This is a genomic window from Vibrio sp. 070316B, from assembly GCF_013114115.1.
In the GTDB taxonomy this organism is placed as follows: Bacteria; Pseudomonadota; Gammaproteobacteria; order Enterobacterales; family Vibrionaceae; genus Vibrio; species Vibrio chagasii_B.
Genome location: NZ_VTYC01000036.1, coordinates 12439 through 36127, shown reverse-complemented (window position 1 = coordinate 36127; position 23689 = coordinate 12439). Strand labels below are relative to the sequence as shown.

Below are 23689 nucleotides of genomic sequence, written 5' to 3'. Positions count from 1 at the left end.
GATCACTAATATCAAATTTAAAACGATAGCAGGTTAAGGATAAACCACTTTGCTACTCGCGTTACTCTTCGCGGCTAAATAGCGCTTCAATAAAGTCTTTTGACTCAAATGGACGCAAATCATCAATACCTTCACCAACACCAATGTAACGAATTGGAATCTGGAACTGGTCGGCAATTGAGAAAATCACACCACCTTTAGCAGTTCCGTCTAACTTCGTTAGCGTAATACCGGTTACTGGTGCAACTTCACTGAACAGTTTCGCTTGGCTGATAGCATTCTGACCTGTACCAGCGTCAAGTGTTAGCATGATTTCGTGCGGTGCAGAGTCATCAATCTTCTTCATGACACGAACAATCTTGCGTAGCTCTTCCATCAGGTTGCTCTTGTTCTGCAAACGACCCGCTGTATCGGCAATCACGACATCCACGCCACGAGCTTTAGCAGCTTCAATCGCATCGTAGATAACAGATGCACTGTCTGCGCCTGTGTGTTGAGCGATAACCGGCACATCGTTACGCAGGCCCCAAACCTGAAGTTGTTCAACAGCTGCTGCACGGAAGGTATCACCCGCCGCTAGCATCACTTTCTTGCCTTCATTTTGGAATTGTTTCGCTAGCTTACCGATAGTCGTTGTCTTACCAACACCATTCACACCAACCATTAAGATAACGTAAGGCGTTTTCGTAGTATCAACCACTAATGGCTGTTCCACTTGGCTTAAGATGTCTGCCATCTCTTCTTTCAGCAGACCATAAAGCGCTTCGCCATCTTTTAGGTCATTGCGAGATGCTTTTTCTGTCAGGTTTTCAATGATCTTAACGGTGGTGTTCATACCCACATCCGCGATCAGCAGCTGCTCTTCTAGCTCTTCGAACAGATCATCATCGATTTTCTTGCCTTTGAACAAACCAAAGAAGCCAGCACCAATGTTTGCTTTAGTGCGGCTTAGGCTACGCTTAAGGCGAGCAAAGAAGCTTTCTGTTGGCTTCTCTTGTACTTCTTCAACCTGAGCTTGAGGCACAACTTCTTGTTCCTGTTCTGCTTCTGCTGCGACTGGTTGCTGCTCATCTTGAGCCTCTTCCAGAGTTTGCTCTGACTCATCAGGCTGAGATTCTACTGACTGAGCGGTTTCCGCTTCAGGCGCGACTGGTTCAGCCTCGACTTGTGATTCAACTTCAGTTTGATCTTCAACGTTTTCTACGTTCGCTTCATTCTGAGTTTTTGGGCTTTGTTCTTCTTCACCAAAACCAAGCCACGATAATAATCCGCGCTTCTTTTTTTCCGTCATCAGAGGAGTTTCCTAGATCTACTAATTAGCTGTATTGGCTTAATGCACGTCGACTCTTTGCTATTGTTATACAATACAAGCTTGTACAAACGAATAGTAAAGAAAAATGACAAAGCAGTGATAAGTTTGCTTTTAGCTTGATACACTTTGTCATTGCAAATTTATTTAATACTCGAACCAACTTAAATTGGGCTCGGTATAGTATCACTTTATTAGCGGTCAAAAAATCTATGGTAAGACGTCGCCAGCAAAACACATCACAAAAAAAGCCTTCCGGTGGCTTTGTTCGAATTATTAGTGGTTCATGGAGAGGTAGAAAGCTGCCTGTTCATGATTTAGAAGGCTTACGCCCAACCATTGACCGAGTAAAAGAGACACTCTTTAACTGGGTCGCACAAGATATCCCAAATTCGACCTGCTTAGACGTATTTGCAGGTTCTGGTGGTTTAGGTTTTGAAGCAGCTTCTCGCCAAGCAAAAATGGTGACACTGCTCGAAATGAATCAAAAGGCCGCTAAGCAGCTTTCTGATAATGCTAAAGAGCTCAAAGCAGACAACATCAATGTGGTAAATACTGATGCTATCTCTTTCCTCAAAAAGCCAGGAACACCTTACGATGTGGTATTCCTTGATCCACCATTTCGTAAAGGCTTGCTAGCAGAAACGGTACAGCTACTTGAGAACAATGGTTGGCTTGCGGACGACGCGATTATTTACGTCGAAACAGAGAAAGAACTCAAGCTAGAAGCAATGCCAGAAAACTGGGAACTGCACCGCGATAAGACAACTGGGCAATCGAGCTACCGACTGTTCAACCGAATCACTGAAGAATAGGAATGATTGAATGAATATCTTGCTTCCATTAGCCAAAGCCGCTATTGCCTTTGTATGGTTTGTGTTGATCGTCAACATTTTCCATCCGTTCCCTGGTAATGCTGCAATTGCGCTTTACATCATGACAGCGTTCTTGTTCTTTATGCACGGCTTACAAATGCTGATCTTTATCGGTGCGTTCGGCGATAAAATCGAAATGACGCGTTGGGAAAAATGGTCCATTCTGATTTTTGGAATCTTCGCCCTGCTCGATATCCGTCGTAAGTACATGATGTAATTGAAGCTGTTACCAAGCAACAGATACCAAAACGCCGCTCAGTTGAGCGGCGTTTTTATTGAATGATGATAGCAATACTAAGCCATGTAGCCCTTCACACCGTCTAAGAACATCTGTGTCGACAACATAACAAGCAATAGGCCCATCAGACGTTCAATCGCTTTAAGCCCTCTCTCACCCAATACACGCAAGAAGAAGCCATTAAACATCAGAATAAAGAAGGTAGCGCCCCATGCCAGCATCACAGCGGCTGAAAGCTCGAGCATGTTGTCCGGGTGCTGGGTTGATAACAGAATCAATGCCGCAATCACTGAGGGACCTGCAATCATTGGGATCGCCATCGGCACGATAAACGGCTCTTCCCCTGCCGCAAGTCCTGTAATGCTGCCTGCGCTCGGGAAAATCATCTTAATCGCGATGATAAATAGAATGATACCGCCAGAGATGCTCAAGGTTTCAGGCTGTACGTGTAGGAAGTTCATGATGCTTTGACCCGCAAACAAGAACAGCAGCAAGATAACCAGTGCGAACATCAGCTCACGAATCAGAACAATACGGCGACGCTTCGGATCAATATGCTTAAGGATAGAGAGCACGATTGGCAGATTGCCAAGCGGGTCCATGATAAGAAACAGCATGGTTGCTGCAGATAAGATTTCCATAAGTTTGTCTCGAAAAGCGAAGATGCGCGGAGTATAGCAGTCTCAACATTGATTTTCGAACGCAGTCATCAGCTGACTAACTTATGTCATTGCAGCATGTTAACGAGAACAAACAGGCAAGAATAGACAGAGCGGATACCACAAATGCATCCACTCTCAAATCACTCAAGATTAGTGATTACACACTCGCTCGCGATTCGTGCACAACTTGTCATCGACAAGCACGACCTTTTCCATCTTCAGGAAAAATTTCAGCAAGCCATCCAGATCGAGACCATTAAGCTTACAAGTATGGAAACGAGCTTCAGTGCCATACATCTGAGCCAGTTCTTGTGTCAGCTCTTCTCGAGTCAGAGGCTTTTCACTGAGTAGGTTTAAAACGTTGTGTGCGTGAATTTCGGTAGTCATAACTCAATCTCATGTTTAATGAATTACACGTAGAGTACCGAGTTTGAGTGAAGCTGCCTTGATATAGCTCAGGCTTGGAGACGCTCTACCCTAAATGGTCAGAGAGGCTACGATAAGAGCATGGGCGAGAAAGTAGCTGCCCGTTACCCAGAAGTAAGCACTTTTGATTGGGCTGCGGTAACAGTTAAGTGCATAAGCCAGTGCCGAGAGCAGCAATACGCTACAACCTGCAAATCCAACCGCGTGCGATAACTTAGGGTCAAGCAACCAAACCTCACCAGAAGCCCAAGTTAACTGAATAAGTACAATCCCCATAATCACAACTGGGAAAACAAGTTTATCTAGACGTGGTAGCAGTAAGAAGAAAGCCACAACACAAGCAGCTAAGAGTAAAGCGAACAACCACCAGACCATTTCTCCAGACAACTGCAACCAAAAGGCTTTGCTATAGCAGAGTTGAGCTAGCAGAAAGCAAACAAAATATAGGGGACGTTTTTGAGTGAGGGTGTGAAATACATCTGCGATCGCCGAGATCGCGAGGCCAGCAACGACCCAATACGTATAGTCAGCAACAACAGACTGAGTTAAAGCAATGATCGCTAATAATACAAAGGTAAATACCTTATACGATAAGGCCTGACCGATATGTCCTTGTTTCGTTCCTGCTACTGCTCCGATACCAGATAAGGAAACCGCTAACCAACTCCACATACCACTTGCCCTATTGCTTTAAATCGTCGCCAGTCTAGGCACACGAATATTGATGTAAAGCCTCAGCCCCTCAAAATTGGATCTTGATTACGCTTCCACTAAAAAGAGCATCTTTAGATTGAAGTCGTCACAATTAACGATTCGAGAATGGTGATTCGTTTAAAACTGCAGCAAATCATTATAAAACCCTCTTAAACTTCGCTTAGAGAAGCCAGATCCCGTTTTCACCTAGTTATTCTCTCAAGATTTCCTTCTTTGCCCCTAAAAAACGCCCATTATCGACTTTAAAAAATAAAACAACGAACATAAAAACCAACTATTAACAGCAACTTACAAACGAAAAACATGAATTAATTGGAAAGTAAAAACGTCATTCCAACCTAGACTTATAAAGTGGAAAAGTTACTTTTAAAATGACGAGTTTTGTCAGTTTTTTTTAAGCTCCATGTAAAAATCACCACAAAAACCAAAGCAAAAACCATAAAAACCATCAAACCCACACCCATAAAGCACCAAGCCTTATTAATACAATTTAACAACCATTAACAATATAAATTACACAAAACAACCATTATAAAACAACGACTTAAATCAATTTAGAACAAACATAAATCACAACGAACAAAATAAGAACACACCAAAAACCACACTTAAACACACCAAAAAAAGCCATATACCAATACTTTTCTACTACTTTTGAGGCTTTCGAAAGTAATTCTTGATCTAAAGCTATAAGTAGTGCTATTCTTTAAAACATAGCGAGAGACAACCAAATTTAGGAGTAGTGTTATGATTTCATCTTCGCAAAGACAAGGACTTGTAATGATCGCGGTAGTTGTTGGTCTAATGACACTACCGATGATGTACTAAGCAAGTTACAGATAAAAAAAGGGACGCCATGAGCGTCCCTTTTTTTATTCAATTTTTTCATTTCGAAAACAGATGTAACGTTAATACATCCCAATTCGCATAGTAGAAACCCGCGGCAGCCAAAGTCATTGCCATCATCAGCAAAATCGCAACTCGCCATATAAAACGACCACTACGTGGAGTCAGCTCCTTCTCGCAGTCGTTACACATCATGATGAACTTATGTTGATCTTCCAACTTAGCATCATGTTCGTTCACTACTTTATTTCGGCACGTCGCGATATAACGCAACTTGCTTACCATATCGTGCGGTAGCCTTTCTTCACAGCTTGTTACGAGCTCATGCAATCCTTCGCCTTCAGCGTGATATTGAAGTCTCAATAATTTCTCTATATTGCAAGTTCTTGTCACCACTTTTTCAATATCGGTCATCTTGGCCCTCCCACTCCACACTATAATTCTAGTCGAGCATTTCCTTATTCTTATACAAAATCACTGCTATTTACGAGAGAAAGAGACAATAAATAACAGTGCTTTATCCCAAACTGGCCATTAAATGTGATATCTGCCGAAAAATAATCAGCTTTGCTTACAGCAGTTCACGAATAGCGGCTTTAAACACATATCCCTATTGCCCGAAAGACTAGAATAACCATTACGACTACATGGAGGTTATATGCCTAACTCACTCTTTTTTGCCATCTTTGCACTCGCAGGTCTCGCGGCCTGGGTATTTCTTGTTTTTTATCGAAAACACATGCAAGGCGAGAACGCACCAGAAAAGAAAGTGAACGTCACGGTATTAGATAAACAATCCATCGACCTTCCTGATGCAGAACCAGGTCAAGAAGACCAAGAGTATTGGATTTATGTTCAACGCGGTGTAGTTGGTCCGAAACGTGAATTCCAAGTCGGCATTCACTACTTCCACGCTCTTAACCCTGGTGACAAAGGGACTTTAACCTACCAAGGCGATAAATTCTTACACTTTGCGTTGAAGCGCTAACCTTAGCGCTTCATCCTTTCCTCATCGATAATCAGCAACAAACCAATATCGAAATGCCTTAGCGTATCGCTAAGGCAATAGCCAACGTGTCTTCTCTGACTTAGAAACGATCCAGCTCATCCACAGTGCACCCGCTCCGCTAATCACTATCCATAATGGAATAACCCAAGCTGGGTGACCTTGGTACCAACCAAACTCTTTCATTGGCCACAAGAAGATTGGGTGCAGTAGGTAGATACCCAAACTGTGTTTACTGATGAAACCAACCACTTGATTGCCTTTGTCTGACAACCCTTCTCCAAAGTAACGACACAACATAAACACCATGCTCGCAGCTAATACCGTATTCAAGGTTTTGTAGGAGAACCAACGACCAACCGTGTACTCTTCTGCAGCTAAGCTCGCATCAACCACCATATAGACTGTGGTCAACAGTGCCAATACGCCAAGTCCAGCACTCACGCTAACGGTAAACTTATTAAGTGGGACTTTCTTGTACAGCAGATACCCCAGTGGCAAGTAGCCAGTGTAAAGCCACAGCTCATGGCTCCAAGGACCATCGATTCTGAGTAAGAACAGTAACGAGGTAAACAACCACACCGCAGTGAAGCTATAAACCGCCTTATCACCATACTTTCTCACCATGATCTGTAAGAACGGAATCACAAAATAGAGTGGAATGAAGTAGTAGAAGAAACCTAAGTGATAGTAGGTGTAGTGGTGATAACTATTGAGCAGTACATCCCAACTGACATTGGCATCAAAGCCCATCGCCGACCATCCAGACAGGTAGGTATAAAAAAGCGACCAGACAATAAAAGGAATCAATACCTTACCCAAACGGCGCTTTAGATAATACTTGGCATCAAATGGGCGCTGGTCACTGAGCATCAGGGCGCCAGTTATCAATATAAAGACAGGCACCGCCCAACGGCTGAAACCATTGACCGTGATCGCCGTTAGCCACTCACCAAAAGGAATGGTTCCTAGCTCGTTGCGATAAGGTGCCAAAACATGAATCGCGATAACCGCTACGGCCGCGACACATCGTGCTAAATCAAAGAAGAGAATTCGCTGCTTCATGTAAATGCCTGATTAATATTCAATCATTCTACTATAGCAATAAAAAAGCTGACCGGAATAAATACCAAGTCAGCTTATTGTTAAAGGAGAAGCATATCGCGATTTTATCGAATCCGACGGAAGCTTATGCCGCTGAGGTTTGTGGCACCTTAGGCAAGCGTAACGAAATCACCGTCGTTATTGCTAAGAACGCGAACGAGACCCACAAACAAGCTGACAAGCCGCCGATTTGGAATACCAAGCCAGATAGGATTGTGCCTATTAAGCGACCCATCGCGTTCGCCATGTAGTAGAAACCCACATCAAGCGACACACCATCGCCTTTCGCGTAACTGACAATCAGGTATGAGTGAAGCGATGAATTAACCGCGAAGATGGCACCAAACACCATCAAGCCGCCAATGATCACCAGTTCTGGTTGCCATGCTATCTGCACCGCATAAGCGATACCCGCCGTTACCAGAGCCAGTGCGCCCGCCCATAAAAGTGCTGCATCTCCATCAGGCACCTTGCCCTTCGCTTTACCGGTAATCTTAGGCGCTATGCCTTGTACAAAGCCGTAAGCGATGGTCCAAGCCGCTAAAAAGCCACCTACCCAAGAGTGATCCCAACCAAATACGCTACCAAGATAAATTGGCAGAGCAATCACGAACCACACGTCACGAGCACCAAACAGGAACATGCGCGCCGCCGACAGGATATTGATGGATTCAGACTTAGAGAAGATCTGTTTGAACTTAGGCTTGGTTTTCGCCTTACCCATGTCTGCCTCTAAGCTCACCACACTGCCGATGAAGACCAGTGTTAGCACAGCCGCCATCGCAAGCACAGCGTATTGGAAGCCAATGGTTGAAAGCAGCAAACCACCAATAAAGAAGCCTGCACCTTTAAGCGCATTCTTAGACCCGGTCAGAATCGCGATCCACTTATACAAGGCACCTTGTTGCTCATCCGGCACCAAAGTCTTGATTGAGCTCTTGGCACTCATCTTGTTGAGGTCTTTAGCAATACCTGACAACGCCTGCGCTGCCATTACCCATGGGATGGTCAACATCGCTGATGGCAATGCGAGCATCCCCAAGGCGAAGACTTGCATCCCGAGGCCAATGTTCATGGTCTTGTTGAGGCCAAGACGCGCCCCCAGCCAGCCACCAATTAGGTTCGTCACCACTCCAAAGAATTCATAGAAAAGGAACAGTGAGGCGATCTCTAACGAGCTGTAACCAAGGTCGTAGAAATACAGCACCACCAGCATGCGCAGTGCACCATCAGTAATGGTGAAATTCCAGTAGTTGAAAGTCACCAACATGTATTGGCGAACACTCTTGCTTAGATTTGAAAACATAACGCTATCTCTGCAATCAAAACAAAAAGAGCTTTTAGATCATAGGTGTCCAAAAGCTCTAATTCCTTACTTTCCACTTAACTCATACTCAAAATAATTGGAGTTGCAGCTAGGCAACAAGCAAGTTCAGCCCTATGAGCACAGGTGTTCTATGTGATTAGGGCGGCCGGCGCTCCGGTGAACTTGCGCAGTTAACAACGCTGCAGCTTCAAGTATGAAGAGCTACGCAGAAGCAACGCCACTGATGTACTCAACCTGGATAGGTTTAGTGAAAGCACCTGGACGCAGTGCTTGAACTTCTTGAACGATCTTGTCGAGGTCCCAGCCTTTTTCTAAAAGCAGGTGAGCTGCGAACAAACCTGTACGACCTGAACCACCCATGCAGTGCATCGCTACTTTCGCACCGCTATCGACGATTTTATGTAGCTCTGGGCTTGCTGCAGACCATTTCGCTGCAAACTCGGCACCCGGTGCACAATCGTCTTCGATTTCGATTTGGAACCACTGCATGCCTAGTGCACGTGTTTTCTCACCCAGTGCTGCTACGTCTTTGCTTGTTAGCTCTGCATCATCAAGTGCCGTTACGATAGCTTCAACACCCTGCTCTTTCAGTTGTGCTAGAGATGCATCAAGGTCAGCATCTTTAGTACCTGGGCATGGAGTCAGGATTAATGCGCCTTTCTCAAGGTCTAGTTGCCACGTTGGATGTGTCATAGTGTCTTCTCCAGATTCTTATTTAGAAAGGCCGACAGTACGCACTAACTCAGCGGTGCGTGTCGCGTAACCCATCTCGTTGTCGTACCAAGCGTAGATCTTAACCATACGCTTACCAACCAACATGGTAGACAGTGCGTCAACGATAGTAGAACGTTGGTCGCCTTTGTAATCGATAGAAACCAGTGGACGCTCTTCAAAGCCAAGAATGCCTTTTAACTCATTCTCAGACGCTTCTTTCAGCATCGCGTTAACTTCTTCTGCTGTCGTGTCTTGCTTCACTTCGAAGATGATGTCAGTCAGAGACGCGTTCGCTAGTGGTACACGAACTGCGTGGCCGTTGATGCGGTTTTCTAACTCAGGGAAGATCTCAACAATCGCCTTAGCAGAGCCAGTTGTTGTTGGGATTAGGCTCATGCCACATGCACGTGCACGACGTAAGTCTTTGTGCGGCGCATCTAGGATAGTTTGCGTGTTGGTTAGGTCGTGAATTGTGGTGAATGACGCGTTCTCGATACCTAGCTTCTCGTTGATTACCTTAACCACAGGAGCGATACAGTTAGTTGTACAAGATGCTGCAGTCACAATCTTATGTACTGCTGGGTCAAAAATGTTGTCGTTAACACCAACAACGATGTTTGCAATGCCTTCTTCTTTCACTGGCGCCGATACCACAACACGCTTCACGCCTTGCTCTAGGTATTTGTTTAGGAAAGACGTTTTGCGGTGAACACCTGTCGCTTCAATCACAACATCACAGTCAGACCAATCGATCGCATCGATGTCGCGCTCTTGTGTGGTTTTAATGCGTTGACCATTGATGATCATCTCGTCACCTTCCGCGGTTACTTCATGGTTCCAGCGACCTTGAACTGAATCGAACTCTAGAAGATGTGCAAGCGTTGCTGTATCGCCAGCTACATCGTTAATCTGTACAAACTCTAGCTCTTCCCAATCGAAAGCTGCGCGAAGTGCTAGACGGCCGATACGGCCAAAACCATTAATACCTACTTTGACTGTCATGTTCTTTTCTCTCAGTTAGTTGCCTTCATATTTGAAGCAGCAGCGTTGTTGACTGCATTCACTTCCCCTAATCACATAGGAAACCTATATTCATAGGGAGAAGTTCACTTGTCGCCTAGCTGCAACTTCAACTATCTTGGCAATAAATTTTTGTAGATTTAAACGCAACATTGAGGGCGTGAAGTCATCGCTTCTAGGCGCTCAATGTCTTGTTGGTATTCAGTTTTCAAACAGTTCGATGCGATAAGGTCATCAATTAACTTTAGCATCCAACCCGGTAAATCATTGGCAAGGCGATAGAACACCCATTGCCCTTGGCGAACGTCAGTCAAAATGCCGTTTGAACGCAGCTGCGCAAGGTGGCGTGATACCTTTGGCTGACTTTCTTGTAATGCCTGAGTCAACTCACCAACGGAAAGGCACTCTTGGCGCACAATCAACATTAAGCAACGCACTCGCGTTTCGTCAGACAGTAATTTAAAAAATTGGTGAGGAAGCATAACTATATACTCATATATGGATATTCGTATATATTAGTTATAAAAAAACGCACGTCAAGGCGTGCGTTTTAAATGTCATAAAAGTTTAATAAAGCAACACTACAGCTTGTTGGTCACAGTGTGACTCCAGCGACGCGCTTCTGTAAGTTCAGTTTTCACCTGATCCACGCTAAGCCCTAAGTCAGCGCAGTGCTCATCAATCTGCTGCCAATCCGCATGCTCAAAGCTCTCCTCAAGGGCAAGCAAGGTACCGTAAGGCCCTTCCCTACGTAATAGAGCAACCTTGATACTTTTACACAGCGGCAACTGCTCGACTAAGTTCTCTAACGACAAGTCCAACAGAGCATCCAACAAGGAGAATAAGCCAATCATAAAGGCCTGCTCTCTATACCCTTCAAATGCCTGATAGCGAGACATACGCTGACAAAACTGAGCACGCTGTAGAGACAATCCATACAGCTCTTTCGGCTTTTTATCGGACACATAAGAAGCGACGGCTAACGAGACAAACATTTTCAGTTTCTCTTGCCCTAGATACACCAAAGCCTGACGAAAAGAAGAGATGGTCACTTCAAGACGCGGCGACATAGTATTCACAAACCGCAACAGCTTATATGAGAGCGCCACATCTTTCGCAACAATGCTTTCCACCCGCTGAAAGTCCACATCGGGCTTACACACTTCTTGGAACAGCTCCATAGCAATCACTTGCTCAGGGCTAATGTATTTACTCTTGATGATTTCCGGCTTATTGAAGAAATAGCCTTGAAAAAACTTAAAACCAGCCTCTTTGGCTTGCTGGAATTCTTGCTCGGTCTCAACACGCTCCGCCAAAAAGCTAAACTTCTTCCCTTGATGCGCCCTAACTAAATCACACGCTTCATCCAAACCCATCTGCATGATATCGAGCTTTACGATATGCGTGTATTTAAGGAAACGTTCCCATTCTGGGGTCGAAGTAAAATCATCTAAGGCGATCATATAACCCGCTTGGTAAAGGTCTTTAACCGCTTCCAACAATTCATCTGTCGGTTTACAGGTTTCCAGAATCTCTACCACCACCTTATCTTTTGGCAAACTTAAGGGCAGTCGACGAATCAAACTTTGATAAGGGAAGTTGATAAAACAGCGTGAAGATGGAATGGAAGGGTTAAGACCCACAGACAAGAAGTTCTCAACAATCAGACGATACGTTGCTCGATTAGACTCAATATGCGCTGGGTACGCATTCTTTTCTCCATCGCGAAATAACAACTCATAGCCAAGTGTATTCCTCTTGCGATTTAAGATAGGTTGTCGAGCAACGTATGTAGCGGTCATTTCTTAATAACTCTGATTGGTTTAACTATAACTCAGTCGCTTAATCTAAGCTTTCGCGGCAGCTAGCAAAGCACCGCAGCCCATGAACATACCACCAAATATTTTATTTATCTTACCCATTATGCGATCAGAGCGAATAAAACGTCCCATTTGTGACGCTAATGAGGTGTAACCCAACATAACAACGCTATCAATGAATACTGTCGTCACACCTAGCACTAATAACTGCGGTGCTTGAGGTTTTGTAGGGTCAATAAATTGAGGAAACAGAGCCACCAAAAACACGATGGATTTCGGGTTAGTTAGGTTGATAAGCACAGCGTTTCTCAGCAGTTTTCCACTCGACAGAGTAGAGCTCTCTTCAGATGCCACTAGGCTCGAGCTATCACGCCACTTTTGAATACCTAACCAAACTAAGTAAACCACGCCGACCCACTTAATGATGGTGAACGCCAACGCAGACTTAGCAACGAGCGCGCCGATACCCGCGCCCACCAGCATAATGTGGAACGCAAGACCAAGCTGTAAGCCAACAATTGATGCGAGTGACTTTTTAGTGCCATAGCTAAGCCCATTACTGATTGAGTTAACGGTACCCGAGCCCGGAGCCAAGCTAAACAAAATCGCTGTGACAACATAAGCAAGCCAAACATGAGTATCCATTTGCATTTCCTTACTAGTTCTTTAATCTAACAACATTAGTAGCAATAAAGCTCTCACACGCATCAGTTCAGGTAATTTCCCATGGAAAACCACAGCGAAGCCACCTTCCCTTACACTCAAGAACCTCAGTTCGATCATGCGATTAAACACCCGATCAACGCTCTTTGGCAACAAAGAAAAGAGGGGTATTTAACATCGTCTGGTAAAAAGAAACTGTACTGGTGCAGCCTCACCTCAGAGAAGCACAGCAAAGCCATTGTGATTTCAAATGGCCGTATTGAATGCTGCCAAAAATACCAAGAAATCTTTTATGATTTTTATCAACAAGGCTATGACGTTTATTCATTTGACCATCAAGGTCAAGGCCAGTCGGAACGTATGGTAGCAGACTCTGACATTGGTCACATTCATGAGTTTGATGATTATGCATCTGATATGTCTGACATGATTGCTAGTTTTGACCTCAGCAAGTATGCCAAGCGATATCTGTTAGCCCACTCAATGGGTAGCACTATCGCAACACGCTATCTACAAACCCATCCAGACCACCCATTTGATAAGGTCACCTTGTGCGCCCCAATGTTTGGTATCAACACCGAGTGGTACTTAAAGCCTATCGCGATGATTGTTGGGCAAGTGCTTACCGCGTATCACGCCAAACCGGTTTACGCGCCAGGTCAGCAAGCCTACTACTCGAAACCTTTCGAGAATAACCTCCTGAGCCAAAGCCAGGTGCGTTATCAGTGGTTTCGCCGACTTTACGAAGATAACCCGTCACTGCAAGTCGGTGGTGCTAGCACTCGCTGGGTATGGCAAGGGTTAATGGCAGCCAAGCAGTCAATCCAACAGACTCGTCAAATCAAGATCCCTCTATTGCTGATTCAAGCTGGTGAAGAAAAAATTGTGAGTAACGATGCTCAGGTGAAGTTCATCAATAAACTGAAGAAAACCAACTCGGCTTGCCAATTTAAAGTCATTGAAGGCTCAAGGCATGAAGTGTTGTTTGAGCAAGACAAATACCGCAATCAAACACTGGATGCCATTAATCAGTTTTTTGCTTAGCACTCATCACATCAACAACACAAGAAACAGCGACCCATAAGATAACAATTAAAGAGGAAAAGAAGTAAGTGAGCTTTGCCCTCTTTTCTTGCATGATTTTGGCATACAATTTCTGGGTAGATATATTGTAGTTAAAACGATGCTAGCGCTGGCTAGTGTTGATATTGGTTAAGCACTTTGCAATGAGGGTTAAATGACTATTCCTGCACTTAAAGATTCCGTGAAAATCGTTGCCTCTGATTTAGATGGTACGCTTTTGGCTCCCAACCATCAGTTGAGCGATTTTACTAAGCTAACGCTTAAGAAGTTACACGAGCAAGGTTATACCTTTATCTTCGCAACGGGTCGCCATCACGTCGATGTAGCTGGGATTCGTCAAATCGCAGGGATTCCGGCGTACATGATCACGTCAAACGGTGCTCGCGTGCACGACCAGAATGATCAGCTAATGTATAGCCAAAACGTACCTCAAGAACTCGTTCAACAGGTTATTGATATTGTGCGCCAAGATCCAAACATCTTCATTCACATGTACCAAAATGAAGATTGGCTACTCGATCGTGAAGATGAAATGCTAGCTAAGTTCCACAGTGAATCTGGCTTCAGCTACAAGCGCTTTGAAGCAGACAATGCGCCGAGCGACGGCATTGCCAAGGTTTTCTTCACCCACCCAGAGCAAGACCACGAATATCTAGTTACGTTTGAGCAAAAGCTAAAAGAAGCATTTGGAGACAAGCTAAACGTTGCCTTCTCAACGCCTTGGTGTCTGGAAGTGATGGCCGCTGAAGTATCTAAAGGCCACGCTTTAGACGCCGTTGCGAAATCCCTGAACCTAACGCTGGATAACTGTGTTGCCTTTGGAGATGGTATGAATGACGCTGAGATGCTGGCAATGGCAGGTAAAGGCCTAATCATGGGCACTTCACACGAGAAAGTGATGCAAGCACTACCAGACAATGAAGTGATTGGTAGCAACGCTGATGATGCCGTTGCGCACTACTTAGAGAAACACCTACTCTAAACAACCCCATCATACAAAAAGGCAGCCAATGGCTGCCTTTTTTGAACCTTACGCTAAAAGATTCCTCTAACGAGAACCGAGCACTTCTTTGCTTAAGATCGCCTGCCACTCTTGTTCCGTCACAGGCATGATCGATAAACGATTGCCGCGCTTCACCAATGGCATTTCAGATAGTTCCGGCATGGCTTTAAGAGTCGCTAATGGGATCAAGCGTTCAGTCACTCGAACAAACTCAACATCAACCATTATCCAACGCGGGTTATCGGGTGAAGATTTAGGGTCGTAGTAATCACTCTCAGGGTCGAATTGAAAATGGTCTGGGTAAGCTTCTCTGGTTACTTTTGCGATCCCCGCTACACCCACTTTTTTACATGATGAGTGGTATATCATCACTAGGTCGCCAAGCTTGACCTCATCACGCATCATGTTTCGAGCTTGATAGTTACGAACTCCCTCCCAACAAGAGGTTTTTTGTACTCTCAGCGTCTGAATAGAAAAGGTGTCGGGTTCTGTTTTAAATAACCAATATGCCATAATAAATCCAATTAACGGTTGCTCCGAGGAAGATATAACATGAAGGTAATGAAAAACCCAGTGACATGGCTAGCCGCATTCGCGCTACAAGGCTGTGTAACCGCTCCAGAAACACCGCAACAACCTGAAGTTCCACCAGCAACCTTAGATGAACCTCTGAGTGTTCAACCACAAACCTTCATCATGCGCGGTCAAGTTGTCGTAGGCCATGAAAGCCGCACGTTCACCCCTTGTGGTAGCCAACAACAATACTGGTTAGATATGTCCCCTGAGCTAGCGCTAGAAGCACAAGGGCTAGCAGCCAGACCTTATCAAGCTCTGTATGGCGAACTGATTGGTCACCTTACCGTACCTAGCCAAACCGGCTACAACGCTGATTTCACGGCACGTTTCGTGGTTGATCAAGTCAATATCTTAACGGCAGAAAACCCTGAACGCTGCAACCAACCGCTACGCTCCACACGAGTCTTTGGTAATGAGCCATTCTGGTCAGCCACCTTTGATAAAGACCAGCTGACCTACACCAAGATGGGCGAAGCACCTCAGGCTCTCAACATCGAATCAAGCCGCACCACGCCAATCAGTCGTGATTACCAACTAGAAGGTAAAGCAACGCAAGGCAAGCTCAATCTGAAAAAAGAGAACTGCAGTGACGGCATGAGTGACTCTATCTACGGCTGGGAAGCGAAACTCAACCTTAATGACAGCAAGTACAACGGTTGTGCAACAGTTTCAAACCAAGATCCTACACTGGACTGGAGTGGTACCTATTTCGCTAGCTCAACGCAGAACTCAGGGTTCTCTATTAACCTCGAGCTCAACGATGATCACAGCGCAGTAACAACCTACTCTTACAGCAACGGGGATCCTTCTATTGTTGAGCAAGGCTTCTGGCAGCAACTCAACCAAAACCAGGTTCAGGTTGTGATGACTCGCCACCAACAGCAATACCTAATCTCTGAGCGTATCTTCACACTCGATAACGGTAAGTTGGTCGCAGAGAAAGAAAAGGTCGGCAATATCGTCTACCCGATTGCCAACGGCGGTCTAGTACTATTCGAAGCAAAGCATGTACAAACACAAACTAACACGGTTTATCTAAAAGCGAAGCAAGTGAACTCCAGTGATCAATTTGATCCAAAAGTAGACCAAGCGATCCGCGAATATTTTAAGATCAACAACAGCTCGCCTGATGATACTAAATACCGCTGGCTGACCTACGACCTCAACGGTGATGGTAAAGAAGAGTTGTTCGCCCAACTCGATTGGTGTGGATCAGGCGGCTGTACACTGCTGATTTTCGAGAACCATCAAGACAAGTGGCGCTTCAATAGCCGAGTAACACTGGTAAAAGGCGACATACGTGTAGGTAAGTCTAAAAATCACGGTTGGCACGATCTGATCTTCAATGTCAGCGGTGGTGGCGCAACAGCAGCCAAACACGCACTCTCATACACAGGTGTCAGCTACCCACTCAACCCAAGTGTTGCACCAGTAGCCGATGATGCTGATATCAGCGATGTGGTTTTGTTTGCTAACGACATCTCACCAGTACAAAGCGGAGTTAAGCTATAACCATGAGCGATCAGCAAGCTTGCATTGGGTGTGGTTTCACTCATCAATGTATTTGTCATCGAATACCGAATACTGAAAGCCAAATCCAGTTAGTGTTACTCACTCACGAGAATGAGCTAACACGAGACACCAATACCGGAAAGCTACTGCAACAATCACTCAAGCAGTGTCAGTCTTTTGTTTGGCAGCGCAAGACGCCTCCAGCCGAACTACTGGCTTTGCTTGAAGATAAAACTCATCAGCCTTTGCTGTTATTTCCAAGTGATGAAAGCATTGAGTGCCAGCAAGCGGTATCGGATGCAGTGAGTGAACGAACGCCGTTATTCATCATCTTGGATGGTACGTGGCAAGAAGCGAAAAAGATGCTCAACAAAAGTCCTTGGTTACAGACGATTCCTCAAGTGCACCTCGATGTAACCAGTGAATCTTCATATACATTGCGCCGCAATCAAGACAATGGACACCTGTGTACCTGTGAGGTTGGCATCGAGCTACTCAAGGCTTTAGATGAAACTCAATCGGCAAACCAGATAGAGGATTACTATCAGCACTATCTAAAAGTATTCCAAGCGGACAAAAGTGGACACGCTCTAAGATAGATTAATACGAAGTGCTTAAGTACTAAAATAAAAAGGGTGAGCCACCAGCTCACCCTTTTCACATCTCGCTTTAATTCATTGAACAGAATAGTGTTTCACGTGAAACAACCAGACGTTTTGCCAGTCATCAGAACAGCCGTTTAGGCTCTCCGAAGTAATAACCTTGTAGGTAGTCGACACCCATGTCTTCTGCAATTCGGCAGATTTGCTCATTATGAACAAATTCAGCGACCGTCTTCGCATTCAAGATCTGACATAAGCTAACCAACTGCTGAGCTATCTTACGCTGCTTTTTGTCTTGATCGATATTTCGAATCAGGCTGCCATCGAGCTTAATAACCTGAGGCTCAAGCTTGAGTATCTCGTCGATGTTCGAATAACCTGAGCCAAAATCATCAACAATGATATTCACACCCAGATCGCGGAAGTGGTTACACACCTCGATTAAACGACCGTAGTCCTGAATTTGTTCGGTTTCTAGCACCTCTAAACCAATACGCTGAGGGTGACTGATTTTCTTGATCGCCTGCTCAAGGTGAAGAATGGTTTTCTCGTTATTGAAATCCTGCGGTGCCAAGTTAATCGAGAACGAATCGATTCGCTGACTCATAAAATCAAAGGTACGCGTAATCATCTGACGACTTAATCGAGTATAGAGATGCGTCCCCTCGATAATCGGCAAGAATTTCCCTGGCGCAATCAACTGGCCCTCTTCTTCAATTCGAACCAAACACTCATAGCTTTCGACCTGATGATCATGTGCCGACACAATAGGCTGTGCACAGGCCACGATATTCTGGTTGAGTACCGCACGGCTCACACAAGACAACCACCCCAACTGCTCTTGGCGGTGCTTCTCTAGCTGAATAAGCGTCTTAGCACTCACTAAATGTTTGTTCTGACTGACGGCACTGCGCCTCGCATCAATTGCCTTCAGTAATAAGTCATCAATCGAGGTGGTTGGAAAATCCCGACGACTCGCAATGCCCGCACAGATAGACACAGAAAGATAATCAATATCTGGCAAGCCGGAGGGTTCAAAGTTAACGTGCTCGGTTTGGTCAGAAAACTCCGAGAAACGTTGATGGATATGTTCTTGGCTCGCCCAGCTATCAAATACCACCGCCCATTCGCCAATACCGATACTGTAAAGCTGACACCCTTTATCAAAGAACTGCCACAACGCTTTCTGAAAGTAATCACTCAAGTCATGAAGAAGTTTGTCACCGACTCGATAACCATACTTCTCATTGATTTGACCAAAGGTCGTCACCTTGAGAGCCAATAAGTGGCTATCAATCGTCATCTTCGATAACTTCTCACGCAGCACACTTCGATTGGGCAAACCTGTACGACGATCGATTCGATAACTTGCGGTTAATGCCGTGGCTTGCTGCTCAATCTTGGTCGCCATGCTGTTATTCATGTCATCGACATCTAAAAGAGCATTACGAATCAGAGAAAACAGTGGCGAGATGTTGGTCGCTGGTTGGCTCTCAAACAGAGGATCAGCCTTACCCTCACCCTCCCTAAGCGCAAGATACGTTAAGCTATGGTGCAGAATTCTTTGTTGCCCATTGTCTTGAAACAACTCGCCCATACAGTACACACCATAGGTGTCGGCAAGCTTTTGGAAAACCTCAACCTCTTGGTTACCATCAATAAAGTCTAGCCGTGAGATACAGTTGTAAATAAAGAATTGCTCGGGGCGATGAGCAGCGACCTGCTGCACACCTAAACGAACTTGCTCCAAGGTTAATGATGGATGGTCGTAACAAAACCTAACCTCATCGCCAACCTCAAATGAACCGCTAAACTCAATCTCACCACTTTCCTTAACCTTGAGTGGCATGTAAATATTTTGAGCTTTTGGATCACCAACCATCATCGGAAAGTTATGCAGTTGCTCAAACGGAACCTCGAGCCCATCGGCCAGGTAACGATTATAGAGTTCACGAATCGGCATGCCGTCTAATTCTGCTAAGCAGTTATCGTGAGCCGCCGTCACTCGGAAAGTACGACCAATCGGATTCCACTCAGTGTAATAACCTTTAGTGATTGCCAGGTCATCACTATGCAGCGCTACCATCACGTAGGCACTCTCATAGCACACGCCATCCAGCATGACCCATCGACCGCTGTCTGTTGATGTTGAGGCACCACCGCAGATAGGAAATGAATATCCCGATTGCTCAAAAGCAGCAAATAAAGCTCGATTATTGATCTGCAAGCGATCGGCAAAGCAGATAATACTCTGTGTTTTCTGATGACAACCCAGTTGCTGATACATAGCTTGGCTATCAAGCACTGGTTGTTCACTGTATTGAACTACACCACAAGAGTACGAAGTCGCATCAAAGCGAGTGATAATCAGGTAAAGACCTTGGTGGAGAATGACACCTTGACGGATGTAGTGGTTGGCACTGCAACCTATCAATTTAGCCTTGGGGAAGTTTGATTGGATGACTTGGCAGGCAGCCAAAACCTCGTCTTTCTGGAAAGACGAAAACACCTGAATCAGTAGAGGTTCATGACGATGAAAACCTAGCTTTTCCAATTCACGATGGGTTTGTTCTATGTCTTGTATCAGAAGAGAGGTCGACTGCATATTCACATTAATCGTTGTGTTAATGATCAGTTATTGTGCTTTCTATCGATAAGGCATGCACGGAATACTTACGATCATCTTATGAATAATGTGACCTAAGTTAGACATCATTCACCCCACCACAAAACAGTCACTAATGGTGGTTTAACGGTTTCGCAAGCAGCTGGTATAGCTAGCTTACTCGCTTTAATAACTAAAACAGGCGCTTAGGCTCACCGAAGTAATAACCTTGTAGATAATCGACACCCATCTGTTCGGCTATCTCACAAACCTGTTGATTGTGAACAAACTCAGCGACCGTTTTGGCATTAAACACTTGGCACAATCGCACCAGCTGAGAAGCAATGTTTCTCTGCTTCTGGTCTTTGTCTATGTTACGAATCAAACTGCCGTCGAGCTTAATAATCTGTGGTTCCAGCTTGATGATCTCATCAATGTTGGAGTAACCAGAGCCAAAATCATCCACGATGATTCTTGCTCCTAGCGAGCGGAAGTGGTCACACACCTCAATCATACGGCCATAATCTTTGATCTGCTCAGATTCGAGCACCTCGAGCCCAAGTCGAGTGGGATCGTTCATTCCACTAATCGCAGTCTCAAGTACCTCCAGTGTCTTATCACTTAGGAGATCTTGCGGAGAAAGGTTAATTGAGAACGGACTCTGCTTATCTGCCATATAGCCGATGGTGTTCTTAATCATGTGACGACTAAGACGTGTATACAGATGGGTGTCGGCAATCATAGGTAAGAACTTACCTGGTGGCACAATCGTCCCATCAGACTCCATGATTCTCACCAAGCACTCTTGACCAATCATTTCGTGCGTCCCCGCCTCCACAATCGGCTGTGAGTAAGTGATGATGTTCTGATCTAAAATCGCTCGGCTTACGCAGCTCAACCAACCGAGCTGCTCTTTACGATCTTCTTCGCTCACCTGAATATCTTTAGCGTTGGTAATATGGGTGTTGTTACGCACGCCATAACGTCGAGCTTCAATCGCTTTCAGCAAGATTTCATCACCGCTGTCAGTCAAGAAATCACAACGACTGGCAAAACCACCACACAGAGACACCGACAAATAATCAATGTCGGTTAAGCCATACGGCTCAAAGTTAATGTGTTCGATATCATCCGCAAATTCAACGAAACCTTCTTTTATGCGCGCACTGTCAACACTCGCATTAAAAATGATCGCCCATTCACCCACACCAATACTGAACAACTCAACCTTCACGTTCGGTTCTTTCACCACACGAAGCTGCAAGCGTTCAACAAAGTGATTGGAGAGATCAAGCAACAACTGGTCACCGACTTGATAACCATACTTCTCATTCACTTGATGGAAATTAGTAAGCTTCAGAGTTAGCAAGTGCTCACTAAAAAGAATCGTGTTGAGTCGCTCTTTCAAAACAATACGGTTAGGCAGCCCAGTACGAGAGTCGATACGATAACTCTCAGTTAAGCGGCGTGCCTGTTGATGAAGTTTCTTCTCCATCTGTGTGTTCATGCTATCAAGATCAGCCACTGCATTTCGTACCAAGTTAAGTAGCGGTGAAACCGTAGAGTCACACTTAAAGTCTTCACAACGAAACTCATTAATCTCGTCAGACTCTCTCATCGCGATATAAGTTAGGCTGTGGTGAAGAATGTCTTGACGCTCTTCTGTACGATAAAGCTCACCCATACAGTAAGCACCACACGTATTCACGATCCCTTCAAACGGCTTCAGTTCCAGTTTGCTATCGATGAACTCCAAGCGAGAAACACAGTTATAGATGATTACAGACTCAGGTTGATGCATGGCAAGCATCTCTGCACCATGGCGCACCTTTTCTGCAGTGAGTGACGGGTGGTTATAACAAAACTGAGCTTCTTCACCTATCTGCCAAGGACTATCAAATTCGATACTGCCATCATCATTGATGCGCAACGGCGTAGAAATGCCTTTCTTTCTACCAAGCTCACGATAGAGCGGAAAGCTCATTAGTTGGCTAAAAGGGAGATCTTTGCCATCAGCCAGGTAGTGCTTGAACACCTCAATCGCTGGCTTATCATTCAGCGCATATAGGCGGTTCCCTACCGCATGAGTCACTCGTAGCTTCATCCCAATAGGGTTCCACTCAGAGTACGCGTCTGACCAAACCTTCAACCTCGGATTGGTCAAAGCGACCGCTACACACGCGTGTTGGTAAGTTTGTTCATTATGCATGACCCAACGCCCGTGCTCATTTTCGTGACACAATCCACCAGCCACAGGCAATGCGTAAGAGCGATTTTCAAAGGCGCCGTAAATAGGGTAGTCACGACCTTCAACCTGATCACACAGGCTGATGACGGTTTTGGTATCTTTCGAGAGATCGAGTTGAGAAGCGAGGGCTTGGCTATCTTGGTTTGGGTTACCAGTAAAAGGCTGCACCGCTGAGGTTAAACGAGTTTCGTTGAACTCACTAACAATCACTAAGGTACAGGTGCTCTCAAGACAGTTATCACAGATAACATGACGGGCACTCTGGCCGATCAGTGTCGCATGGCTTAGGTGCCCCAGTGCCACACTGGCAATTTGACGAGCCATATCAGGTGATTGAGTAGAGAAAAGTTGAATTAGGTATTGTTTGCTGTCACACCATTCGCGCTGAGCAAATTCGGATCTAAATTGCTCCTCTGTATTTGCGAGAAATGTATATGTTTGCATGCCAACCCTTGTTCAAATTCTAATGGAGTAGAGAACCCGCAACCACCGCTATGACTGAAATGAATCGTAAAAAGTAATCGCCAATTATCCTAGCCTAAACAGGCTGTTAATGGCGACTAATGTAACAATTCACTATCATAAATGCGACACAATAAGCTCGCAGTAGAAATTAAATTAGTCGCATAAGGTCACTGAGTTGATCTATTTCAACATCAGGAAGCACACTCGCCTTCGAAGAAAGGTATAAATTGGAACCAGTGTCATTAAACCAGCATGCTTGGAAGCCATTTTTCTTCGCTCCGTAGACATCAGTTCTCAGGTGATCCCCCACATGAAGAATATTATTCGCATCAAAACCTAGGTATTGCTGCGCTTTATCAAACATGTCTGGGTAGGGTTTTGCTCTGCCGTCAGGGCCAGCTTTGAGGATTAACTGGAAGTATTGCCCAAGGCCAATTTTATAGGGGTCGACATTACCATTGGTTATCGCCACTAAAGGAACACGCTGGGTAAGTTCCGCCATGACGCGGTGTGTTTCTTGAGGGACATCGACTTGATTACGCAACCACAACGCGTGCTCGATACCATCATGAGCCGCTTGTTCCGCTTGCTGCTGCGAGTAACCCAACTGCAGTAAACCAGTCTTAATCTGGGTTTCACGCCACAAGGTGACATCGTGCTTTAGCTGTGGGTTTTCCAATGCGACTTGTTGTTTTACAGCTTGCCACTCTTCCAAAGATAAAGAAGTAGACACAGGGTGCTCTTGAAAAAGCCACTGCGCCATCTCCTTCTCAACCTTCATGATCACAGGCCAGTTGTCGTATAGGGTGTCATCCAAGTCAAAGGTCATGGCTTTGATGGGCTGTAACCCTCGATAAATTCGCATAGTAAA

General features: G+C 45.1%; 23 protein-coding genes. 7 read left to right on the top strand and 16 right to left on the bottom strand.

The window, feature by feature from the left end; all coding sequences use genetic code 11:
• Nucleotides 1-61 precede the first annotated feature (61 nt).
• The gene (ftsY, locus tag F0251_RS20785) at nucleotides 62-1291 is read right to left on the bottom strand and encodes a signal recognition particle-docking protein FtsY (protein ID WP_171731724.1); all 1230 of its coding nucleotides are present in this window, start codon (nucleotides 1289-1291) and stop codon (nucleotides 62-64) included.
• 230 nt (nucleotides 1292-1521) lie between these two features.
• On the opposite strand from ftsY, the gene rsmD reads away from it, so the two are divergent.
• Together rsmD and F0251_RS20775 are read left to right on the top strand one after the other, a co-directional pair.
• Nucleotides 1522-2124, top strand: a complete 603-nt coding sequence (gene rsmD, locus F0251_RS20780) for a 16S rRNA (guanine(966)-N(2))-methyltransferase RsmD (protein WP_171731723.1) — start codon at nucleotides 1522-1524, stop codon at nucleotides 2122-2124.
• Nucleotides 2125-2134: 10 nt separating this feature from the next.
• The gene (locus F0251_RS20775; RefSeq protein WP_004740523.1) at nucleotides 2135-2401 is read left to right on the top strand and encodes a DUF1145 domain-containing protein; all 267 of its coding nucleotides are present in this window, start codon (nucleotides 2135-2137) and stop codon (nucleotides 2399-2401) included.
• Nucleotides 2402-2478: 77 nt separating this feature from the next.
• Here the strand turns inward: F0251_RS20775 and F0251_RS20770 are convergent, their stop codons facing one another.
• The 4 genes from F0251_RS20770 to F0251_RS20755 form a co-directional block, all read right to left on the bottom strand.
• Nucleotides 2479-3063: a YhgN family NAAT transporter gene (locus F0251_RS20770; RefSeq protein ID WP_008221866.1), complete on the bottom strand. Its 585-nt coding sequence runs from the start codon at nucleotides 3061-3063 to the stop codon at nucleotides 2479-2481.
• Between the two features lie 171 nt (nucleotides 3064-3234).
• Nucleotides 3235-3471: a YecH family metal-binding protein gene (locus F0251_RS20765; RefSeq protein WP_008221868.1), complete on the bottom strand. Its 237-nt coding sequence runs from the start codon at nucleotides 3469-3471 to the stop codon at nucleotides 3235-3237.
• Between the two features lie 90 nt (nucleotides 3472-3561).
• Nucleotides 3562-4182, bottom strand: a complete 621-nt coding sequence (locus F0251_RS20760; protein WP_061034239.1) for a lysoplasmalogenase — start codon at nucleotides 4180-4182, stop codon at nucleotides 3562-3564.
• A 927-nt stretch (nucleotides 4183-5109) separates the two neighbouring features.
• Nucleotides 5110-5484, bottom strand: a complete 375-nt coding sequence (locus F0251_RS20755) for a DUF4145 domain-containing protein (protein ID WP_171731722.1) — start codon at nucleotides 5482-5484, stop codon at nucleotides 5110-5112.
• Nucleotides 5485-5728: 244 nt separating this feature from the next.
• Between F0251_RS20755 and F0251_RS20750 the strand changes: the two genes are divergently transcribed.
• Complete coding sequence (locus F0251_RS20750; protein ID WP_004740515.1) at nucleotides 5729-6058, top strand: DUF2500 domain-containing protein; 330 nt, start codon at nucleotides 5729-5731, stop codon at nucleotides 6056-6058.
• A 69-nt stretch (nucleotides 6059-6127) separates the two neighbouring features.
• Here F0251_RS20750 and F0251_RS20745 read toward each other — a convergent pair whose 3' ends face one another.
• The 7 genes from F0251_RS20745 to rhtB form a co-directional block, all read right to left on the bottom strand.
• The gene (locus F0251_RS20745) at nucleotides 6128-7141 is read right to left on the bottom strand and encodes an acyltransferase (RefSeq protein ID WP_171731721.1); all 1014 of its coding nucleotides are present in this window, start codon (nucleotides 7139-7141) and stop codon (nucleotides 6128-6130) included.
• Nucleotides 7142-7265: 124 nt separating this feature from the next.
• On the bottom strand, nucleotides 7266-8486 hold the full coding sequence (gene arsJ, locus F0251_RS20740) for an organoarsenical effux MFS transporter ArsJ (protein WP_116869917.1): 1221 nt from the start codon (nucleotides 8484-8486) through the stop codon (nucleotides 7266-7268).
• A 222-nt stretch (nucleotides 8487-8708) separates the two neighbouring features.
• A complete protein-coding gene (locus F0251_RS20735) occupies nucleotides 8709-9200 on the bottom strand; it encodes a cyclin-dependent kinase inhibitor 3 family protein (RefSeq protein WP_171731720.1) in 492 nt (163 codons plus the stop codon).
• An 18-nt stretch (nucleotides 9201-9218) separates the two neighbouring features.
• The gene (locus tag F0251_RS20730) at nucleotides 9219-10223 is read right to left on the bottom strand and encodes an ArsJ-associated glyceraldehyde-3-phosphate dehydrogenase (protein ID WP_171731719.1); all 1005 of its coding nucleotides are present in this window, start codon (nucleotides 10221-10223) and stop codon (nucleotides 9219-9221) included.
• 158 nt (nucleotides 10224-10381) lie between these two features.
• Nucleotides 10382-10723 carry a helix-turn-helix transcriptional regulator gene (locus F0251_RS20725; protein WP_004740493.1) on the bottom strand — a complete coding sequence of 114 codons (342 nt, stop codon included), beginning with the start codon at nucleotides 10721-10723 and terminating at the stop codon, nucleotides 10382-10384.
• Between the two features lie 99 nt (nucleotides 10724-10822).
• Nucleotides 10823-12043 carry an EAL and HDOD domain-containing protein gene (locus F0251_RS20720; RefSeq protein ID WP_102423317.1) on the bottom strand — a complete coding sequence of 407 codons (1221 nt, stop codon included), beginning with the start codon at nucleotides 12041-12043 and terminating at the stop codon, nucleotides 10823-10825.
• A gap of 45 nt (nucleotides 12044-12088) precedes the next feature.
• The gene (gene rhtB, locus F0251_RS20715; RefSeq protein ID WP_171731718.1) at nucleotides 12089-12706 is read right to left on the bottom strand and encodes a homoserine/homoserine lactone efflux protein; all 618 of its coding nucleotides are present in this window, start codon (nucleotides 12704-12706) and stop codon (nucleotides 12089-12091) included.
• An 81-nt stretch (nucleotides 12707-12787) separates the two neighbouring features.
• On the opposite strand from rhtB, the gene F0251_RS20710 reads away from it, so the two are divergent.
• Nucleotides 12788-13768: an alpha/beta fold hydrolase gene (locus tag F0251_RS20710; protein WP_171731717.1), complete on the top strand. Its 981-nt coding sequence runs from the start codon at nucleotides 12788-12790 to the stop codon at nucleotides 13766-13768.
• Nucleotides 13769-13961: 193 nt separating this feature from the next.
• The gene (locus F0251_RS20705; RefSeq protein ID WP_171731716.1) at nucleotides 13962-14789 is read left to right on the top strand and encodes a Cof-type HAD-IIB family hydrolase; all 828 of its coding nucleotides are present in this window, start codon (nucleotides 13962-13964) and stop codon (nucleotides 14787-14789) included.
• A gap of 66 nt (nucleotides 14790-14855) precedes the next feature.
• On the opposite strand, the gene F0251_RS20700 is transcribed toward F0251_RS20705, so the two are convergent.
• A complete protein-coding gene (locus F0251_RS20700) occupies nucleotides 14856-15323 on the bottom strand; it encodes an EVE domain-containing protein (protein ID WP_004740480.1) in 468 nt (155 codons plus the stop codon).
• Nucleotides 15324-15362: 39 nt separating this feature from the next.
• Between F0251_RS20700 and F0251_RS20695 the strand changes: the two genes are divergently transcribed.
• A complete protein-coding gene (locus F0251_RS20695; RefSeq protein WP_116869915.1) occupies nucleotides 15363-16898 on the top strand; it encodes a COG3650 family protein in 1536 nt (511 codons plus the stop codon).
• Between the two features lie 2 nt (nucleotides 16899-16900).
• Nucleotides 16901-17497, top strand: coding sequence for a tRNA-uridine aminocarboxypropyltransferase (locus tag F0251_RS20690; RefSeq protein WP_171731715.1), 597 nt, complete (start codon nucleotides 16901-16903; stop codon nucleotides 17495-17497).
• Nucleotides 17498-17624: 127 nt separating this feature from the next.
• Here F0251_RS20690 and F0251_RS20685 read toward each other — a convergent pair whose 3' ends face one another.
• From F0251_RS20685 to yigB, 3 genes are all read right to left on the bottom strand, one after another.
• Nucleotides 17625-20105, bottom strand: coding sequence for an EAL domain-containing protein (locus tag F0251_RS20685; protein ID WP_171731714.1), 2481 nt, complete (start codon nucleotides 20103-20105; stop codon nucleotides 17625-17627).
• 193 nt (nucleotides 20106-20298) lie between these two features.
• Complete coding sequence (locus F0251_RS20680; RefSeq protein ID WP_061034251.1) at nucleotides 20299-22797, bottom strand: EAL domain-containing protein; 2499 nt, start codon at nucleotides 22795-22797, stop codon at nucleotides 20299-20301.
• Between the two features lie 169 nt (nucleotides 22798-22966).
• On the bottom strand, nucleotides 22967-23683 hold the full coding sequence (yigB, locus tag F0251_RS20675; protein ID WP_171731713.1) for a 5-amino-6-(5-phospho-D-ribitylamino)uracil phosphatase YigB: 717 nt from the start codon (nucleotides 23681-23683) through the stop codon (nucleotides 22967-22969).
• Nucleotides 23684-23689 lie beyond the last annotated feature (6 nt).

Bases quoted from the DNA above. Each gene is read 5' to 3' on its own strand.
- arsJ (WP_116869917.1), bottom strand. From the start codon at position 8,486: ATGTTTTCAAATCTAAGCAAGAGTGTTCGCCAATACATGTTGGTGACT.
- F0251_RS20680 (WP_061034251.1), bottom strand. From the start codon at position 22,797: ATGCAAACATATACATTTCTCGCAAATACAGAGGAGCAATTTAGATCC.
- F0251_RS20710 (WP_171731717.1), top strand. From the start codon at position 12,788: ATGGAAAACCACAGCGAAGCCACCTTCCCTTACACTCAAGAACCTCAG.
- rhtB (WP_171731718.1), bottom strand. From the start codon at position 12,706: ATGGATACTCATGTTTGGCTTGCTTATGTTGTCACAGCGATTTTGTTT.
- F0251_RS20720 (WP_102423317.1), bottom strand. From the start codon at position 12,043: ATGACCGCTACATACGTTGCTCGACAACCTATCTTAAATCGCAAGAGG.
- F0251_RS20725 (WP_004740493.1), bottom strand. From the start codon at position 10,723: ATGCTTCCTCACCAATTTTTTAAATTACTGTCTGACGAAACGCGAGTG.
- F0251_RS20760 (WP_061034239.1), bottom strand. From the start codon at position 4,182: ATGTGGAGTTGGTTAGCGGTTTCCTTATCTGGTATCGGAGCAGTAGCA.
- F0251_RS20755 (WP_171731722.1), bottom strand. From the start codon at position 5,484: ATGACCGATATTGAAAAAGTGGTGACAAGAACTTGCAATATAGAGAAA.
- F0251_RS20745 (WP_171731721.1), bottom strand. From the start codon at position 7,141: ATGAAGCAGCGAATTCTCTTCTTTGATTTAGCACGATGTGTCGCGGCC.
- yigB (WP_171731713.1), bottom strand. From the start codon at position 23,683: ATGCGAATTTATCGAGGGTTACAGCCCATCAAAGCCATGACCTTTGAC.
- ftsY (WP_171731724.1), bottom strand. From the start codon at position 1,291: ATGACGGAAAAAAAGAAGCGCGGATTATTATCGTGGCTTGGTTTTGGT.
- rsmD (WP_171731723.1), top strand. From the start codon at position 1,522: ATGGTAAGACGTCGCCAGCAAAACACATCACAAAAAAAGCCTTCCGGT.
- F0251_RS20750 (WP_004740515.1), top strand. From the start codon at position 5,729: ATGCCTAACTCACTCTTTTTTGCCATCTTTGCACTCGCAGGTCTCGCG.
- F0251_RS20765 (WP_008221868.1), bottom strand. From the start codon at position 3,471: ATGACTACCGAAATTCACGCACACAACGTTTTAAACCTACTCAGTGAA.
- F0251_RS20735 (WP_171731720.1), bottom strand. From the start codon at position 9,200: ATGACACATCCAACGTGGCAACTAGACCTTGAGAAAGGCGCATTAATC.
- F0251_RS20700 (WP_004740480.1), bottom strand. From the start codon at position 15,323: ATGGCATATTGGTTATTTAAAACAGAACCCGACACCTTTTCTATTCAG.
- F0251_RS20730 (WP_171731719.1), bottom strand. From the start codon at position 10,223: ATGACAGTCAAAGTAGGTATTAATGGTTTTGGCCGTATCGGCCGTCTA.
- F0251_RS20770 (WP_008221866.1), bottom strand. From the start codon at position 3,063: ATGGAAATCTTATCTGCAGCAACCATGCTGTTTCTTATCATGGACCCG.
- F0251_RS20775 (WP_004740523.1), top strand. From the start codon at position 2,135: ATGAATATCTTGCTTCCATTAGCCAAAGCCGCTATTGCCTTTGTATGG.
- F0251_RS20685 (WP_171731714.1), bottom strand. From the start codon at position 20,105: ATGCAGTCGACCTCTCTTCTGATACAAGACATAGAACAAACCCATCGT.
- F0251_RS20695 (WP_116869915.1), top strand. From the start codon at position 15,363: ATGAAGGTAATGAAAAACCCAGTGACATGGCTAGCCGCATTCGCGCTA.
- F0251_RS20705 (WP_171731716.1), top strand. From the start codon at position 13,962: ATGACTATTCCTGCACTTAAAGATTCCGTGAAAATCGTTGCCTCTGAT.
- F0251_RS20690 (WP_171731715.1), top strand. From the start codon at position 16,901: ATGAGCGATCAGCAAGCTTGCATTGGGTGTGGTTTCACTCATCAATGT.